This window comes from Neobacillus endophyticus, from assembly GCF_013248975.1.
Taxonomy (GTDB): Bacteria; Bacillota; Bacilli; order Bacillales; family Cytobacillaceae; genus Neobacillus; species Neobacillus endophyticus.
Map to the genome: position 1 here is coordinate 1 of NZ_JABRWH010000003.1, position 15,162 is coordinate 15,162.

Genomic DNA, 15,162 nt, shown 5'->3' on the forward strand with positions numbered 1-15,162 from the left:
TTTATAACCATCGAATAAAGCTTTCACTAAACCGTTGTAACCCAGTTGTTCCATTTCCCGTAGCCCCCTCTCGCTGTTCTTCGGTGCGGCCCATTCTTTTGGGCTTGATAAGATACTATTCACCACTGATTGTCCAAGTTTCCTTATTTTTCAGGAACATCGGGTTTATTTTTTAGGATTTTTGGACATTACTTGGGTTAAGGAGTGATGAGAACAATGTTTGGCTTTGGCTTAGGGAAGAAACGGACAAAGTTAGGGAAGTGGCTGGATCAAAGAGGAATTGCTCAATCCTGGCTTAAAGAGAAAACAGGATTAAACAAAAACACTATCGGGGATTTAGTAAATGATTCAGATAGGTCTCCCACTCAATCGACAATGAAAAAAATTCTTAAAGCTTTAAGGGAAATAGATCCCAATGTAAAAAGTGATGATTTTTGGGATATGTAAGGGGAGAGCAATATGCAGGAGGGTTTGAACAAAAGGCTAGACGTATTAAAAAAAATTATCGATGTTAAAAAGATGGATATTGAGGAATGCGAGAAGGAGCTCAGCAATCGATACTATCCAGTTATTGTTAGATTGGCGATAACAGAATATATCTTAAAGCTCCAAAAAGAACTAGAAAGCTATGAAAATAAATTGGTTGATTTGCAAAGCTTCTATTGACGACTGGAGTATGTAAATGGGATTACGTTTTAGGTGAGCGAAAATGGAGAAAAAGAGAATGATTAGTGTTCAAGTTAATGAAAATGAAGTAAAACAACTATTTCTTGAAAAGATAGAAGAAAGTATCAAACGTCTAGAAAACAGTCATGTTTTTTGGGATATGAAGATTCTCTGTAAAAAAACCTGTATGAGCGAAAACAATATTAAAGAGAAGTTTTTTTATGATCCATTCTTTCCTAAGTACAAAATCGGCAGCAAATGGTACATCCCTGCAAAGGAAGGTGAGGCTTTTTTACTCCAATGGATTCGTGAACAACCGAAAAGAAAAGTATAATATAACCCCATATCAGATGTTTTAAGAAATTCGCTACATAAGACTGATTATGAAAGTAGCTAAATCCACAAATTCGAATAAGAATTTGAATGTGTTATTAGTACACCGTGCACTAGGAGGGGTATTTGTGGATCAACCATCAAGTGAAGCTAAAAAGAAATTACTCATTCTTATCAAGAAAAAAACATTACCTATACTCTTGGAACTAGAAAAAAAGAGGTTCTGAGATGCAACACGTAAATGAGATTATGCAAATCCAACTGTACGATAAAAAAGGTCACCCCTATAAAAATGCGGGATGACCTTTTTTGCTGTGAGGTATTAAGCATTATATGTGATAAACGTGGAAACGCCCTTCCATCTTTTTTAAATTAAACATATTTTGTATGGATTATATGTTAAGGAGGTCTATTGAATGGATGGTGTAGGAGCTGGAGGCGGCTTTGCTTTGCTCGTTGTATTGTTTATTTTGCTTATTATTATAGGTGCGTCCTTTATGGGCGGCGGATTATATTAAAAAATTAAACATGGAAAGGTGGAGTTAATATGTTTGGATACGGTGGTTTCGGTGGATTTGGCGGCGGATGTGGTTGTGGTGGCTTTGGTTACGGAGGCGGCGGATTCGGATACGGCGGCGGATTTGCTTTAATCGTTGTGTTGTTTATCTTATTAATCATCATTGGATCCGTTTGCTTTTATTAAAAATAAAAGCGTATTCTGTTTCGGAATATAAAAGCCCTCTTTTGAGGGCTTTTTCGTTGAACTCTAAGGAGGTAGCTACACATGATGTGGATATATTTGGTGGCTACCCTTAGCTTATGCAGCAACTTAAGTAAAAAATCGACGGAGTAAGCCCTTATTTTTTGAAAAAATAAATTTGGGAAGAAGTACTTTACGTCTTTTTGACATTAGCGAAGTTTGTATTATTAGAAGGAGGGAAGATATGGATCATACTTATTTTAAATACCTCCGTTCTAATTATAAAAAGGAGGATGAAATCATATCCCCCTTTTTTGACATTCTCCTTTTATTAGTCGAGTATAATTTATCCATAAAACAACGTCCATGTTGAACAAATTCAATAACTTTTCCGATTCCACGGCAATTTCCAGTATGCTTCTATCACTTCTGGATAATACCGGCTACAATACCAGTTTCTATACTCTCCTCTTGGTAGCTGCCTCATTTCCTTAATGGGGAAACCTTTGCCACAGTATGCACACATCTCTTTCTCTCTCATATCCATCACCCTATAAAAGATTCGTAAAAATCAAATTCGGAATTTATAATTGGTCAATTAGATTTACGTAATGTGATTGCGGTTTTTCCAAGTAAATCTTTGTTACTTCAATCGAGGTGTGGCCTAAATATTTAGCTATGTCTTGGATCGGCAAGCCCTGTGCGGCAAGACGTAATCCGAATAGATGCCTTAAATTATGAACATGAGCTTTGGATAATTCAATGCCTGCAGCTTTTGCGTATTTTTTAATAAGGCTGTGAGCTGTCTGCCTGGTTAATGGCCCCCTCTCCCCAACGAATAAAGCCTTTGTTGTGCTGGAGAACGGCTGCTGTCTTACTTCTATATACTCTCTAAGGGATTTGATAAGCTTATCGCTCATATAAATATCACGGTATTTTGAGCCCTTTCCTTTGATGTCCTCGATGACTTTCAATCCCTTTTGTACGTGATCCACTCGCAGCTGAAGTGCTTCACTTATACGCATCCCCGAATAGTACATGGATTCAAATAATGCCTTCGCACGAATATCACGGGACTTTTCAGTAGATGCAATCAGGCGTTTATAATCGTCCTCTGTAAGCAGTTCTTCGTCCTTTAAGGAATATTGCTTCTGAATCTTTTCTTGCTTCACTCTGGCCGAAATTGCAAGTTCAAAACGATCATTAGCAAAATCAATAAACTGCTTTACCCCTACTAGTTTTCGATTTATGGTTAAGGCCTTTAATTTACGCTGTCGTAAGTACTCCTTGAATTCGTTCATATCAGTTTTCTTTATCTTTTTGATGTCTTTCTTGATAAATGCCATAAAATCCTTCACATCAGAAACATATCCTTCAATGGTGCCTTTACTTTTTTCTTCTTCTAGGAGGTGATCTCGATATGCCTCTACATACTCAATGTTCTTCATAGTTTTTCTCAACTCCAATTTAACTCTATTTAATAAAAAAGTAACTTTATAAGGTTAATTCGATAATAAATCATTATTATCCAAATTGCAACTACATAACTATAATTTTGTTGTGAATTTTAAGATAAAGCTACTTGTTCAATGTTTTTAATTATGATGGTGGCTATAAGTAGTTATCTAGTTTACATAATCATGAAATACTCAAGCCCTAAATTATACGATGAAATCCTAAAGCAGTAAGATGCAATTGCCGGAGAGCCATCTATCGGCTATCAATTGAAGGGCGATTTAAAGGACTTTAAATGTCACGATTTTAAATTTCAACAGGTATCATTAAGAATTTGTTATGCTTACCATCAATTGGATGACCATGTGACTTTTGTTTATGTAGGTACAAGAGAGAACTTTTACGATATGGTAAAGTGTCATTTATATGATTGATATGCTTTAAACACAAAGGATTCTAAATGGATCTTTTTTCTATTTAAACGTATTTTCTGCGGCAATGGTCCGATTTGAAATTAGTGGCATTTGACTGTCTTTATTACATATACTATAATGATCTTAGCGATCAGGCCCATGTTCCTTCCGAGGACTGGGCTTTTATTTTTGGGGTGAAACTGTTTTGAAGCCTTTTCAGACACATATTCAACAAATTAGGATACTCAGGGGTAGAGGGTTAACAATAAGAAACGGCTCTTATGCTATGAGAATTTTAGAAAATGAAGGCTATTACAATGTGATTAATGGCTATAAAGATTTATTTTTAGTTTTAAATCAAAATGGAGCACCTGCTTCACCAGAACAATACAAACCAGGCACTACTTTTGAAGAAATACATAAGCTGTATGTTTTGGACAGAGAGCTAAGAAATATCCTGCTTAAATATCTCTTGATTTTTGAAAAAAGTGTTAAATCGAAAATTTCGTATAGGTTTTCACAAAAATTCAAAAAAGCCAATGACTACCTGAATTTGAAGAATTTTACCAGTAACACCAATCAGCTAAAACAAGTGTTAAAATTAATCACTACATTATCAAACGTGATAACAAACCAATCGGACAGAAACGGTCCTATTAAACATTATTTAGATGTGCATCAAGAAGTTCCTCTTTGGGTTTTATCTAATTATTTAACTTTGGGTAATATCCAAAATTTTTATATGTGCCTTGACGATCCCCTTAAGGATTTAATAGCACAGGATTTTTCTAAAATGTACAAAAAAACTTACAATGTTAATCTTCAATTTCCGAAAGACTCATTAATTGATGTTTTGAAGACAGCAAACCTGTTTAGAAACGTTTGTGCACATGAAGAAAGATTGTATAATTTCAGCTTACATAGGCCGGCAAGGAGTAGGCATAATTCTAATTTGCTGAGTATACCAAACAATCTCCTTACAGGTAATTTGTTTACTATGGTCTCCTTTTTAAAATTAGTAATTACCAAAAAAGAGCATAAATCATTAATTAGCAGTCTTTCGCAACTTTTTAACAAATCCCAAAACGATTTTTCGTCCGTTAATTTTAGTCAGATATTAAATAGGATGGGATTCCCTTCTAACTGGCAAAACTTTTTTTGATAAAAGCCTCTTGGATAGATATCCCCTATAGAGCAAAGAATTCAGGAACTCAGCCGGTCAGTAGGATCGGACACGACCTTGGTGTTAACATAGTTATCACCTTAGCCCAGGTTTTTTTCAGAAGGGGGCACGATTTTTCGTGCTCTCTTTTTGTAGTTAAGTATCTTATTTAATTTAGAAAGCAGGAATTCACATTTAATTGTTAAATATTAATAATTGCAATAACAACAAATACAATACTAATATTAACATTAATGTTATTTATATTTGCGAGGAGGGTTATGATATGCCAATCATCGCTGTTTCAACCAATAAAGGTGGAGTGCTAAAAACCAGCATTACAACGAACTTGGCTGGTGCCTTATGCGAAAAACACAAAGTTTTGATTATTGACACTGATAACCAAGGAAATGTTTTAGTGTCATTCGGAGTGAATCCAGACAATGTGGAACTGACTCTATATGACGTTCTGGTTGATGGAATAGATCCTGCTAAAGCATTAATTAATGTTCACTCTAATATTGATGTGCTGCCGGCGAATGATGATATGAGCTTTTTGGAATTTGATGTCTTATCAGATCGTGAAAACTATCCAGATCCTTTTAGGATGCTTGAAAAATCAATGCAAACACTGGAATCAAGATACGACTACATATTAATTGACAGCCCACCAAATTTGGGATTAGTTCAAGGGAATGTTCTTTCTTATGCTGATAGTGTATTGGTTCCCTTTCAGCCGGAAGGATATAGCATGAGATCCTTAATTAAAATTCTAAATGCTATCCAAAATTTTAAAGAAAAGCATAATCCAAAATTGAATATTCTTGGTGTAGTCGCAACCCTTGTTGACCAGCGAACTACGCTCCATTCAGAAGTACTTCAGCAGTGCAGACGATATTGTTTAGAAAATGATATTCGTATGTTCGAAACAGTAATACCCCGTTCAGTTCGATTTGCTGCAAGCGTAGCATACGAACGAAAGCCTGCAACATTAACAGATTCAAAAAATCCGTTAGTTCAAGCTTATTTTGATTTATTAAAGGAGATCGAAGAATAATGGCACGAAAAAACAGGAATTTAGCAGATTTTAACGAAGTTGCTAACGCTAATATTAGTAAAAACGCTAGTACAAATACTAATGTTAACGTTAATGATGATTCTAATATAAATGATTCTGATAATGTTGAGACTAATACTGTTCAAATGGACAGCATTAACGCTAATAAAGAAAAAAATATTAATATTGCTGCTAATGTTGATGATATCAATGATCTTAATATTAATGAAAATGATAACAAACAGGAAGTTAAGATGGATTATTTGGACAAGCTTATCGAGGGCAATACAAAGAAAAACGAAAATTCATCAGTTCTTACTGGAATTTATCTTCAGAAAGACTTGTCTGTGATTCTGGATCGCTTAGCCAAAAAGGGTGGTCGTGGAGCTAAATCAAAGATAGTGAATGAGGCATTGAGAAGTGTCTTTATGGAAAAAGGATTGCTTTAAATAAAAAAGCCAATTTTCTAAGTTGATTCTTAGTTAATTGGCTTTTTCTTTTGCTTTTCAGGAATGATTTGTTTTTCACCCGGAAGATATTCAATTAGATCTGACAATTTAATTTGAAGTTGATCACAAATAATCATTAAAGTTCCTAATTTAGCAGATTCTAAATCTTCATCTCTCCATAATTTGTTTAATGCATTGCGGCTTAAACCAGTGATTGTCATAAGTTCACTAACACTATCAATTTTTTGTTTTGCCATAATGATTCGTAAATTATTTTGTAAAGGCATCAAAATCCCTCTCTTATTAACCTTATCTTATACACATTTTACCTTTTTTCAGAAAATTTTACAATATTTCATTGACAAAATAATGAATAAAAGTTAATATTTACCCATAAACTAATAATTTGTAACTCTATAAGGTTAAATGAAAAGCAAGGAGGATGATAAGGTTCGAACTACCTAAATAATATAGGACAAGATACCAGGTGCAGATAGGAGATTGAAAAGCCTTATTTTTGTTAATGTTTTTGGGAATTCACAACAAAATATCGATTTTGTATCAGCTTAGATAAACCAAAATAACAATGTGAAAGTATTAGAAATTCAAATTTTTGGAGGCGGTAAGCGATATGAATACTTTTAACTGGTTTGGAATGGATTTATCTTTCGCAATTGAAACTGTGGCTAATAAAAGATTGGAGGAACTCGAAACATCAGGTCAAATTCAAGAATTGCCTCATTGCAAAGAATATAGGGCTAAATTATCTGAGTTTTATCAGGAGTTTAAGGAACAACTTACCGATGAACATAAAAAAATGTTGCTGGAGTTTGATGGATTAGCCAGTGATTGGTCTTCAGCATATGGAGATAGCTTGTTTATGCAGGGCTTTTACGAAGGGATGAGCTTTTTACGGAAAATGGTTGAAAACGGGGTGCGTAAAGAATCTGATTCAGCAAAAGTAGCATCTTTTTAAATGAGGAGGGATTACGTTGGCTAACGATATTGAAAACTCTGATGAAAGGATAGTAATTGATATAGGCCAAATAATTCTTCTGGCGGAAGGGAACGTAGAAAATGAAAAAATCTGAATTAGTCGCGCGTTTTGCTTTTGGGAAAGCAGTTGGCGACTCCAGTACGATTGCAGAAATCTCAAATAGTAAAACTAATGTCATCATCCACATTCGAGAAGAGGAAGAACACGTAGATGCAGGGAGCTATCTTTTTCTGGATCCACATGAAATTGATCTTTTCATTGCAACGTTAAGTGTTTTTAAATATAAAATTTTAAACCCAAGAAGGAGCGAAGATGATGATGAGTAATGCAATAGACATGTTTGACCAAGTTAAAAATGTTGAATTTATGGTGATCACATACAATGAGGAGATCCAAGCTGAAATACCATCATTTAAGCTTAAAGAACCTTCTACTGAAGAATGGAATAAAAAGGCTCGAATTCAAAACACAAAAATGTTCATTCAAATTAATAAAAAAATGCCACAAACCTATCAAGAGGTACTAGCTTGGATATACGATGAACATAAAGAAAGCCACAGTGATTGCGGCACCGTGACTTTCTCATAGGGTTGGGTTTGTCTAGAACTTAATACAATAGGATTATAACATAGGAGCAGCTCTTCATCAAAAGGAGCTTTTAACAAGACTAAACAAAACCAATGCAAAGAAGGGCGAGATTATAATTCAAGCCCTTTTTAGCTTTATCAAATTATTTATTATTAAGCGCAGTTCCAGAGTAGTTCAGATGAGAGACAAACCCTAAGTATTTATCATAAAGAGTTTTAATTATATATTGTTACAAAATAAAGAAGGGAATTATCAGAAATACAATGAAAACATGCTAAGGAATATGATTAATGATTTAAAAAAGGATATGTCACTTTATTCCGAAATTTGATAGAATAAAAGACAAATAAAAAACTCCCTCTAGTTTGGCGACCGGCGGGAGTTTCTTAGGACAGGGATTCGTACACCCTTTTGAAAGGGACAATTTATGCCCTTTTATTAATATATTTAATATTAATATAGCATAGGTGTACGTTCTTTTTCCAGTGGGGAAAGGATGTTTTTGTATGAAAAATTTTACAAGCAGTGCTTTGAACCTTGAAGAAGCGCGGTATCATGCTTGGTTTCATCACAATGATTCGGATGGTTGGATTACTGTTGCAAAGAAAACTGAGAACGGCAAATTCCAGCAGAGACATTACAAACCGGAGGAATTGGCTGAGAGCCTTACAAATTGGCTCGGAGAAGACGTTTATTTTAGCCAGAATACATTTTACAAACCTCAACGACAAATTGAAAATCTGAGGCAATTAAAGGCCTTATACGTGGATCTTGATTTTTATCTATTCAATTATGATCCATCTTGGGTTTTAGGAAAACTAGAATACGAGTTTTTCGGACAAGCAGTCCCGGATCCCAATATAATTGTTTTTAGCGGTCAGGGAATCGTTCTTATTTGGCTGTTGGATCCTGTACCTTACAAAGCTTTGCCTTTATGGCAGGCAATTCAGGATTATTTTCTAAACCAATTAAAAGACTTGGGCGGAGATTCTAAGGCAGCAGATGCAGCTCGTATTTTCCGATTGGCAGGCACGATCAATTCGAAAAATGGTGCTGAAGTTCACGCTCAATATCGTCACGATTACCGATATGAATTAAGGCAGCTACAACGTGATTATTTGCCGGAGCTTGAGGAGAAAAAACAGAAAACAAAAGGACGTAAAGCTAAAGTAGTTCGTGTACATGCGGTTCGTTCTTTGCATCATGCTAGAATCCTAGATTTAACTAAATTGGTGGAGCTTCGTGAATATGATGTAAACGGCTATCGCGAATTAATTTGCTTTTTATATCGTTACTGGCTGTGTTGCTTGCTCGATGATCCAGCTGAGGCATTAATCAGTACACTTGAACTTAACTCTCAATTTAAGAATCCGTTGAGAAAAAGAGAAGTAGAGAAAGCCACGAAATCAGCTGAAAAAGCATGGTCTGCCAGATCCGATAAACAAGCAAATGAAATAGCCATTCAAAAAGGATATCCCGGTGCCGGGTACAATATCAGCAACACCAAGCTTATAAACTGGCTGGATATTACCGAAGAAGAACAGACGCATTTAAAGACGATTATTGACGGTTCAGAGAAAAGAAGACGTAAGACTATAGCCAACCGTGAAAAACGCCGTAGTGAGGGTGTACAGAAGCGTGAAGACTATATTAAGCAACATAAAGGGAAAACAGAACAAAAATTAATGGAGTTACAGCAGATATTGAAGGATAATCCAAAGGCGAAGAAAACAGAATTGGCCAAGTTATTAGGGGTATCAAGGGTGCATTTATATCGATTATTGGACCAGCTTTAAAAGTGTAACATTGTGTGTACACTTATATTAGAGGGGACGTAGTCCCTGCTTGCTGCTGTGGATATGTGCATAACTTTCTTTAGCATTTTCCCCCGTAAATTTTTACTGGGGGTTATTGTTTTAGGAGGACATAGCCCATAGCGGGTAGCGCTCAGGCAACCGATAGGGCGGCAGGCTATTTTCGAGCTATGGGTTCATCTCCCCCTTTTTTATCCAACATTGGGAGGACTTTTTATGTGGTCAAGGATCAAAGGGATTTATAATTACTTTTTTAGGGTCTTTTTAGCATTATCGATAATTTTATATATGATTTTAGTATTTTTTACGTTAGCCAGTAAGGAACTTTCTCAAAATACTTACATCGTGACATTTATTTCTTTAGCTGCTGTGTTATTTTCGATGCCTGGCATTATTAATACGTTTGTAGAGGAATACAATCCTAAAAAGACGGTATACAAGCTTTCTTGTAAATGTCCTAACTGTAAGCATTTAATTCAAATGGATATGAAAGAAGAATGATTTTCACTAATGTTAGGAGGCTAGTCAAAAATAGGGCTAGTCTCTTATTTTTAAAAAGAATTCAATTATTATTGTTAATGTTATCGTATTTATCGATATCAATATTAATATTAATGTGATACTTTAACGATAGATAGTAAGGGGAGAAGGGTTACTCTGTGACCACTAAGGGAGGTAAATCCTTTGAAAGTAATTATAATCGAGGGGCCTCATACAGACGAATGTATTCGAAAATGTTATCAGTACATTGATCGTATGATTAAAAGAGAATTTCGAGAAGCTTTAGAGGCAGGAAAAACTGAAGAGGAATTCTGGAGAGAATACTTTAACCAAGGGGAAGGTACAGATTCAGAAAACAAGGGATGATTATCCAATTGTACTACCATGAAGATAAGTTTCTGGATTATAAAGGTTTTCCATTGATCCGATTAGGTCGTATAAAAAGAGTGAATCGCGAAGAGTTTTTTATTTGGTTAAATGAGCAAGTCCATTAATTGTTAGTATTGTTCGAAAAAGCCTAAAAGGCTGCTATTAAGGTAGCCTTTTAGGCTTTAAGTATAGAGCGTGTTTGCACAAGTCATTTCAAATGAAGCAGAAGTATCCTTTGCCTACGCATCAGCACTAAATTTACAAAAAATTACTTTTTTTCGTAGAGATGCTAATAGAAAACTGTTATCGTGATGCTTTTGCTTTAGCAATAGTGTATGCCCGGAGAATGACATATACGACGCTAAAAGGTCCAGTTCGAGGGCTCCTGTAACTCGAATCAAAATATCTGGATTTTTTATTTTCAGAGTAAGTCAACTCTTGGGGGGGAATATCAGGATACTTTATTTTTGATAATTCCTTCATAGAGGTAATGGTTGATAGATTCGTGCGGATTTTATAAGAAACGGGTACGAACCTAAAGCCTGTCTTATTCGTGATACATATAAATGCAGTACAGCGTTACAAAAGTACAAAAGGATAAATGGAATGGAGGGACAGCAGCGGAACAACTAATGAGCAGGAGGTCTTTTTATAGAAAAACTGATACGGAAAGGAAGGTATAGACGGACTGACTATAAAGACGGTTACCTAATAAAAACAACATGAATCAAAACTATATAGAAAGGAGATAAAAATAAAATGTTTACCACAGCACTAACGATCTTTTCGTTTGTAATGACGATCGTATTGATTATGTGGAGACCCAAGGGACTGGATGTATCCATTCCTTCTCTCGTCGGAGCAGCGTTAATGGTTATCGCTGGATCGGTTTCGTTGGCAGATTTGAAAGTGATCGGGTCGGATGTTGGTGGTGCGTCGGTGACGATCATGGCAACCATTGCGATGGCACTTGTTCTCGAAAGCTTCGGTGTATTTCAATTCGTAGCTGATTTTTTAGTTAGACTTGCAAAGAATTCAGGTGTTCGCTTATTTTGGTACATCAATTTAATGAGTTTGCTTATGACCTTAGTGTTTAATAATGATGGTGCGATCATCATTGCAACACCAATACTGATCATTCTTCTTAGAAAGCTGGGACTTAAACCCCATCAGCAAATCCCGTATTTGTTAAGCGCTGCGCTCGTTGATACTGCAGCGAGTGCGCCCCTTGGTGTCAGTAATATTGTCAATTTAATCTCTATAAAAATCATCGGAATGAGCCTTGCAACCTACTCAGCAATGATTTTCGTACCTTCCTTGATAGGTGTTTGCGTCTTGGCAGTATTGAATTATGTGCTATTTCGAAAGAAACTAGTTACTGACCTGAAACAAAACCGTATGTCAAATAAACCGAAGCCACGTTGTCATCCTTTGGGACCCAATAATGAAATGGCTACTACAGATTTACAATTAGAAACTCCTTCGAAAAAGCAAAAAAGGTTTATGACGAATATCTTGCTATATGTTTTAGCCATTCGTGTAGCGCTGTTTGTTGGAGCTGACTTTGGAGTGTCTCCATCAGTTACTGCAGTCGTTGGAGCTGCCATACTCCTCATCTGGCGATGGATTAAGATGGGCACATCACCAATGGATATCTTACGAAAAACTCCGTGGCATGTACTTTTTTTTGCCTTTGGTATGTATGTTGTCGGAGCCGGGATTGCAAATGTTGGATTAAACTCATGGCTTGTGCATGTACTTCAACCGTTCATTGCTGGAGGATGGTTTAGCTCTATCGCAGCCACTGCAACTGCCGTTAGCATCATGTCCGACATATTTAATAATCACCCTGCTTTGATGATCGGTACGTTAAATCTGACCTCTATGCATTTGAGTCCGATGGACCTTCATGTAGCGTACCTTGGTAATATCATCGGAAGTGACATTGGTTCACTGCTTACGCCTATTGGGCTCCTAGCGACTCTAATATGGATGTTCGTATTGAAACAGTATAAGGTGCACATTAGTTGGAGGCAGTATTTCCGTGTAACAAGCCTAGTCGTTCCACCAACTGTAATAGCAACGATAGTCTTATGTTACGGATGGATTCGCCTGATTTATGGCTAAGGAGTTTTCTTGCCACTATGGAGGCATAGTAAGATAAGAGTTTAAAAAGGAGAATGGAGATGTTGATCGATTTTGTAAATTTAATTGAAAAAAATGTGGAGGTTGAGATTTCAGGGGGTATTTTCCATAAAGGTACTTTAATTGATTCCGGATTGGACATTGTGGTGATTTACGTTGGAAAAACCAATTCATTCCTTTACATTCCATTTGTTCATATTCAAAGATTGAGAGAGTTACCGAAATGGGATGAAGATATGACTTACGACACTCCCTCAGAAAAGCCAATCGAAGCAGAGGCAATATCTTATCGAAAAATATTAATGAATGCTAAAGGTTTGTTCGTGAAGGTTTACATGTCAGACAATCAATCCTTTCATGGTTATGTATCTAGCATTATGAATGATTACTTCGTTTTTTACTCTCCAGTCCACAAAACCATGTTTATCTCGATGAACCATGTCAAATGGATGATTCCGTATCCACCAGATACAACACCGTATGCTTTAGAGAATGAGAAATTACAATTAACACCTCCTCCCACTTCGTTAGCTAGAAGCTTTGAAGAGCAACTGAAAAGATTAGAAAATCAATTAGTGATTCTAGACGGTAGAGACAATCCTGAAAAAATAGGTTTACTCCAAAAGGTTTGTAATAACAAAGTGATTTTGGTTACAGCCGAGGGAGAAATAGTTTATAGGAATTTAGAGCATGTTAAATCGATCCAATTGCCTTAACGGAAGGAGAATTCACATGATTAAACAAAATAAATAATCCACCCAGCATAGCCACGTGGATGGATTATTTATATGATTCCAGAATGATATGACCGTGACAGAGCAGGCACGGTCTTTTTTAGTGTACTACCTATATTTAGCATATGTTTTTTTATCCATTTCGTTCAAGTCCAGCTAAATTTTACGCATGTACAATTTGGCTTTTTATGTTTGACAATAAGGTAGAAACTCCATCTTTGCGAGCATGAAGGAGGGGTTTTAACATCGACCAAGAATAATCTTGGTCGTCCATAGTATCTGTATAAATCACAAAATTATCCACCTTATGCACCAAGCTGCAAGCATCTGAGGAATGGTTTAAATATGGTTTGTGTACACCTAAAGGTATAGGTCGTCTTCTATAGCTAAGTTGATAAACAATGTTATCTTTAATAAAAATGTAATCATTATTATTAATGTTAATATTAATATTTATGTAAGTTTAACAACACGAACTTTGTAGAGGTGTATAAATGAATAAAAAATATGATTGGAAAAAGGTTGAAGCATATTTTATGAATGCTGGATTTGAAAGCCGGCTTTCTTTAATGGAGATTGGATTGAAGTTTAATATCCCTTACCAGTCTGTAAGACGATATGCAGCGGCTCATGATTGGCACAATAGACGTTATAGGGCATGGGTAAAGGAAAAGAATGGGGTAAGCTTTGAGGAGCATGTAAAAGCTTTGCGACAGCAAGTAATGAATAGAGGTTAATTGCTACAAAGACAACATTTCTGACTCCCAAAAAAGGAGCAGTTTCTATTGCTACAAATGATGGCAATTGATGGCATAAAATCCTTATATAGAAATGCTACAAACATTGGATAATGTTGGACAAAATTCTCTTTATAAAGAAACAAGACGCTACAAATAATGGTGAATGATGGTTATTATCTATATGCTACAAACCTTAGTAAAACTTAGTATTTTGTGCTACATACAGTAAGATTCAGTAAGGTTTTTAAATGCTACAAGTGCTAACAAATGCTAAGGTTTTTCCTTTGTATAAATGCTACAAAACCTAACTTTTTTATATATAAGTAATGCTACAAAACTAGGTAAAACTTGATATTTGACGCTCTTTTGAATGGTAACGTTTCTATTGTTCAGAATGTTGTACTACAAAAAAGTACGTCAAAAAAGTGTGCACACATTATGCAACGGTTGCATCCTTTTGCGTTGCATGGTTGCAGCCTTTTGAACCTAGCTAGTAAAACCTAGTATTCTTAGCAACAAAACCACAGAAAACTTCAGGTTTACAAAACGGAACAGCCCCTAAAAAATCCTAAAATTCATTCGTAGTACATGCTGATTTTTTCCGAAACGAACACGGTAAGGAGTGTTACTAAATGGAACGTGATCCGAAGACTGGGCGCTTTCTCCCTGGTAATCAAGCAGCTGTAGGAAATCAGGGCAATCGCAAACCAAAATGGGGAAACAAAAACGCTTTGAAGCATGGTTTATATGGAATCGCAGAACCAATGGCAATGGTACAACCAGATGGGAATCTTTATATTTGGTTGAGTCGAAGTAACGTGATAAAAATAGGCCCCGAAGGTTTTATTCAAGATGGAAATGGACGAATATCAATTCGTAATGATATTGCCCCCTTGCTAGAAGAGCGGGGATTTAAATTGGAGGGATAAATATTCCTTATTATTCGAAGCGTTTTGGAGTACTCCGTTACTTATGTGGCGCTTTACTATTGTTTGTAGGGATCGCCTTTTATAATGGTCCTTTATTAGGATAATAAAAC

Annotated in this window: 21 protein-coding genes; 19 read left to right on the forward strand and 2 right to left on the reverse strand. The window is 35.8% G+C overall.

The features are described from left to right. The first annotated feature begins 207 nt into the window (after nt 1–207). The 5 genes from HPT25_RS27955 to HPT25_RS27975 all read left to right on the forward strand — a co-directional run bounded on the left by HPT25_RS27955 (nt 208) and on the right by HPT25_RS27975 (nt 1,702). A complete protein-coding gene (locus tag HPT25_RS27955; RefSeq protein WP_173072103.1) occupies nt 208–447 on the forward strand; it encodes a helix-turn-helix domain-containing protein in 240 nt (79 codons plus the stop codon). A gap of 12 nt (nt 448–459) precedes the next feature. Further along, a complete protein-coding gene (locus tag HPT25_RS27960; protein WP_173072105.1) occupies nt 460–666 on the forward strand; it encodes a hypothetical protein in 207 nt (68 codons plus the stop codon). Between the two features lie 43 nt (nt 667–709). Next, nucleotides 710–1,000, forward strand: a complete 291-nt coding sequence (locus HPT25_RS27965; protein WP_312857371.1) for a group-specific protein — start codon at nt 710–712, stop codon at nt 998–1,000. 415 nt (nt 1,001–1,415) lie between these two features. Next, on the forward strand, nt 1,416–1,517 hold the full coding sequence (locus tag HPT25_RS27970) for a YjcZ family sporulation protein (protein WP_173072107.1): 102 nt from the start codon (nt 1,416–1,418) through the stop codon (nt 1,515–1,517). Nucleotides 1,518–1,546: 29 nt separating this feature from the next. After that, a complete protein-coding gene (locus HPT25_RS27975) occupies nt 1,547–1,702 on the forward strand; it encodes a YjcZ family sporulation protein (RefSeq protein ID WP_173072109.1) in 156 nt (51 codons plus the stop codon). A gap of 581 nt (nt 1,703–2,283) precedes the next feature. On the opposite strand, the gene HPT25_RS27980 is transcribed toward HPT25_RS27975, so the two are convergent. Then, entirely contained in the window at nt 2,284–3,147 is an 864-nt protein-coding gene (locus tag HPT25_RS27980; RefSeq protein WP_173072111.1) for a tyrosine-type recombinase/integrase, read from the reverse strand. A gap of 246 nt (nt 3,148–3,393) precedes the next feature. On the opposite strand from HPT25_RS27980, the gene HPT25_RS29450 reads away from it, so the two are divergent. The 4 genes from HPT25_RS29450 (at nt 3,394) to HPT25_RS28000 (ending at nt 6,235) form a co-directional block, all read left to right on the forward strand. After that, nucleotides 3,394–3,588 (forward strand): type II toxin-antitoxin system RelE/ParE family toxin, encoded by a 195-nt coding sequence (locus tag HPT25_RS29450; protein ID WP_376768003.1) that lies wholly within the window; start codon nt 3,394–3,396, stop codon nt 3,586–3,588. 184 nt (nt 3,589–3,772) lie between these two features. Beyond that, the gene (locus tag HPT25_RS27990) at nt 3,773–4,729 is read left to right on the forward strand and encodes an Abi family protein (protein ID WP_173072115.1); all 957 of its coding nucleotides are present in this window, start codon (nt 3,773–3,775) and stop codon (nt 4,727–4,729) included. A gap of 286 nt (nt 4,730–5,015) precedes the next feature. Continuing rightward, nucleotides 5,016–5,786 carry a ParA family protein gene (locus HPT25_RS27995; protein ID WP_173072117.1) on the forward strand — a complete coding sequence of 257 codons (771 nt, stop codon included), beginning with the start codon at nt 5,016–5,018 and terminating at the stop codon, nt 5,784–5,786. Then, nucleotides 5,786–6,235: a hypothetical protein gene (locus tag HPT25_RS28000; RefSeq protein WP_173072119.1), complete on the forward strand. Its 450-nt coding sequence runs from the start codon at nt 5,786–5,788 to the stop codon at nt 6,233–6,235. The genes HPT25_RS27995 and HPT25_RS28000 overlap by 1 nt, the downstream gene beginning before the upstream one ends. Before the next feature lie 29 nt (nt 6,236–6,264). Here HPT25_RS28000 and HPT25_RS28005 read toward each other — a convergent pair whose 3' ends face one another. Then, on the reverse strand, nt 6,265–6,522 hold the full coding sequence (locus HPT25_RS28005; RefSeq protein WP_173072121.1) for a helix-turn-helix domain-containing protein: 258 nt from the start codon (nt 6,520–6,522) through the stop codon (nt 6,265–6,267). A 344-nt stretch (nt 6,523–6,866) separates the two neighbouring features. Here HPT25_RS28005 and HPT25_RS28010 point away from each other — a divergent pair, with 344 nt between their 5' ends. The 10 genes from HPT25_RS28010 to HPT25_RS28055 all read left to right on the forward strand — a co-directional run bounded on the left by HPT25_RS28010 (nt 6,867) and on the right by HPT25_RS28055 (nt 15,052). Then, complete coding sequence (locus tag HPT25_RS28010; protein ID WP_173072123.1) at nt 6,867–7,211, forward strand: hypothetical protein; 345 nt, start codon at nt 6,867–6,869, stop codon at nt 7,209–7,211. 101 nt (nt 7,212–7,312) lie between these two features. After that, nucleotides 7,313–7,558 (forward strand): hypothetical protein, encoded by a 246-nt coding sequence (locus tag HPT25_RS28015; protein WP_173072125.1) that lies wholly within the window; start codon nt 7,313–7,315, stop codon nt 7,556–7,558. Continuing rightward, nucleotides 7,551–7,820, forward strand: a complete 270-nt coding sequence (locus HPT25_RS28020; RefSeq protein WP_217270036.1) for a hypothetical protein — start codon at nt 7,551–7,553, stop codon at nt 7,818–7,820. The genes HPT25_RS28015 and HPT25_RS28020 overlap by 8 nt, the downstream gene beginning before the upstream one ends. Before the next feature lie 506 nt (nt 7,821–8,326). Beyond that, a complete protein-coding gene (locus HPT25_RS28025) occupies nt 8,327–9,616 on the forward strand; it encodes a replication protein (RefSeq protein ID WP_173072129.1) in 1,290 nt (429 codons plus the stop codon). A gap of 234 nt (nt 9,617–9,850) precedes the next feature. Then, a complete protein-coding gene (locus HPT25_RS28030; protein WP_173072131.1) occupies nt 9,851–10,135 on the forward strand; it encodes a hypothetical protein in 285 nt (94 codons plus the stop codon). Between the two features lie 183 nt (nt 10,136–10,318). Beyond that, nucleotides 10,319–10,501, forward strand: a complete 183-nt coding sequence (locus HPT25_RS28035) for a hypothetical protein (protein WP_173072133.1) — start codon at nt 10,319–10,321, stop codon at nt 10,499–10,501. Nucleotides 10,502–11,263: 762 nt separating this feature from the next. Then, complete coding sequence (locus tag HPT25_RS28040; protein WP_173072135.1) at nt 11,264–12,631, forward strand: ArsB/NhaD family transporter; 1,368 nt, start codon at nt 11,264–11,266, stop codon at nt 12,629–12,631. Between the two features lie 53 nt (nt 12,632–12,684). Continuing rightward, nucleotides 12,685–13,365, forward strand: coding sequence for a YwrJ family protein (locus HPT25_RS28045; protein ID WP_173072137.1), 681 nt, complete (start codon nt 12,685–12,687; stop codon nt 13,363–13,365). 512 nt (nt 13,366–13,877) lie between these two features. Beyond that, the gene (locus HPT25_RS28050) at nt 13,878–14,120 is read left to right on the forward strand and encodes a hypothetical protein (RefSeq protein ID WP_173072139.1); all 243 of its coding nucleotides are present in this window, start codon (nt 13,878–13,880) and stop codon (nt 14,118–14,120) included. 635 nt (nt 14,121–14,755) lie between these two features. Next, nucleotides 14,756–15,052, forward strand: a complete 297-nt coding sequence (locus HPT25_RS28055) for a hypothetical protein (RefSeq protein ID WP_173072100.1) — start codon at nt 14,756–14,758, stop codon at nt 15,050–15,052. Nucleotides 15,053–15,162: the final 110 nt, after the last annotated feature.

Bases quoted from the DNA above. Each gene is read 5' to 3' on its own strand.
- HPT25_RS27975 (WP_173072109.1), top strand. From the start codon at position 1,547: ATGTTTGGATACGGTGGTTTCGGTGGATTTGGCGGCGGATGTGGTTGT.
- HPT25_RS28030 (WP_173072131.1), top strand. From the start codon at position 9,851: ATGTGGTCAAGGATCAAAGGGATTTATAATTACTTTTTTAGGGTCTTT.
- HPT25_RS28005 (WP_173072121.1), bottom strand. From the start codon at position 6,522: ATGCCTTTACAAAATAATTTACGAATCATTATGGCAAAACAAAAAATT.
- HPT25_RS27955 (WP_173072103.1), top strand. From the start codon at position 208: ATGAGAACAATGTTTGGCTTTGGCTTAGGGAAGAAACGGACAAAGTTA.
- HPT25_RS27960 (WP_173072105.1), top strand. From the start codon at position 460: ATGCAGGAGGGTTTGAACAAAAGGCTAGACGTATTAAAAAAAATTATC.
- HPT25_RS28045 (WP_173072137.1), top strand. From the start codon at position 12,685: ATGGAGATGTTGATCGATTTTGTAAATTTAATTGAAAAAAATGTGGAG.
- HPT25_RS28010 (WP_173072123.1), top strand. From the start codon at position 6,867: ATGAATACTTTTAACTGGTTTGGAATGGATTTATCTTTCGCAATTGAA.
- HPT25_RS28020 (WP_217270036.1), top strand. From the start codon at position 7,551: ATGAGTAATGCAATAGACATGTTTGACCAAGTTAAAAATGTTGAATTT.
- HPT25_RS28025 (WP_173072129.1), top strand. From the start codon at position 8,327: ATGAAAAATTTTACAAGCAGTGCTTTGAACCTTGAAGAAGCGCGGTAT.
- HPT25_RS28040 (WP_173072135.1), top strand. From the start codon at position 11,264: ATGTTTACCACAGCACTAACGATCTTTTCGTTTGTAATGACGATCGTA.
- HPT25_RS27980 (WP_173072111.1), bottom strand. From the start codon at position 3,147: ATGAAGAACATTGAGTATGTAGAGGCATATCGAGATCACCTCCTAGAA.
- HPT25_RS28050 (WP_173072139.1), top strand. From the start codon at position 13,878: ATGAATAAAAAATATGATTGGAAAAAGGTTGAAGCATATTTTATGAAT.
- HPT25_RS27970 (WP_173072107.1), top strand. From the start codon at position 1,416: ATGGATGGTGTAGGAGCTGGAGGCGGCTTTGCTTTGCTCGTTGTATTG.
- HPT25_RS28000 (WP_173072119.1), top strand. From the start codon at position 5,786: ATGGCACGAAAAAACAGGAATTTAGCAGATTTTAACGAAGTTGCTAAC.
- HPT25_RS27995 (WP_173072117.1), top strand. From the start codon at position 5,016: ATGCCAATCATCGCTGTTTCAACCAATAAAGGTGGAGTGCTAAAAACC.
- HPT25_RS27965 (WP_312857371.1), top strand. From the start codon at position 710: ATGGAGAAAAAGAGAATGATTAGTGTTCAAGTTAATGAAAATGAAGTA.
- HPT25_RS28015 (WP_173072125.1), top strand. From the start codon at position 7,313: ATGAAAAAATCTGAATTAGTCGCGCGTTTTGCTTTTGGGAAAGCAGTT.
- HPT25_RS28055 (WP_173072100.1), top strand. From the start codon at position 14,756: ATGGAACGTGATCCGAAGACTGGGCGCTTTCTCCCTGGTAATCAAGCA.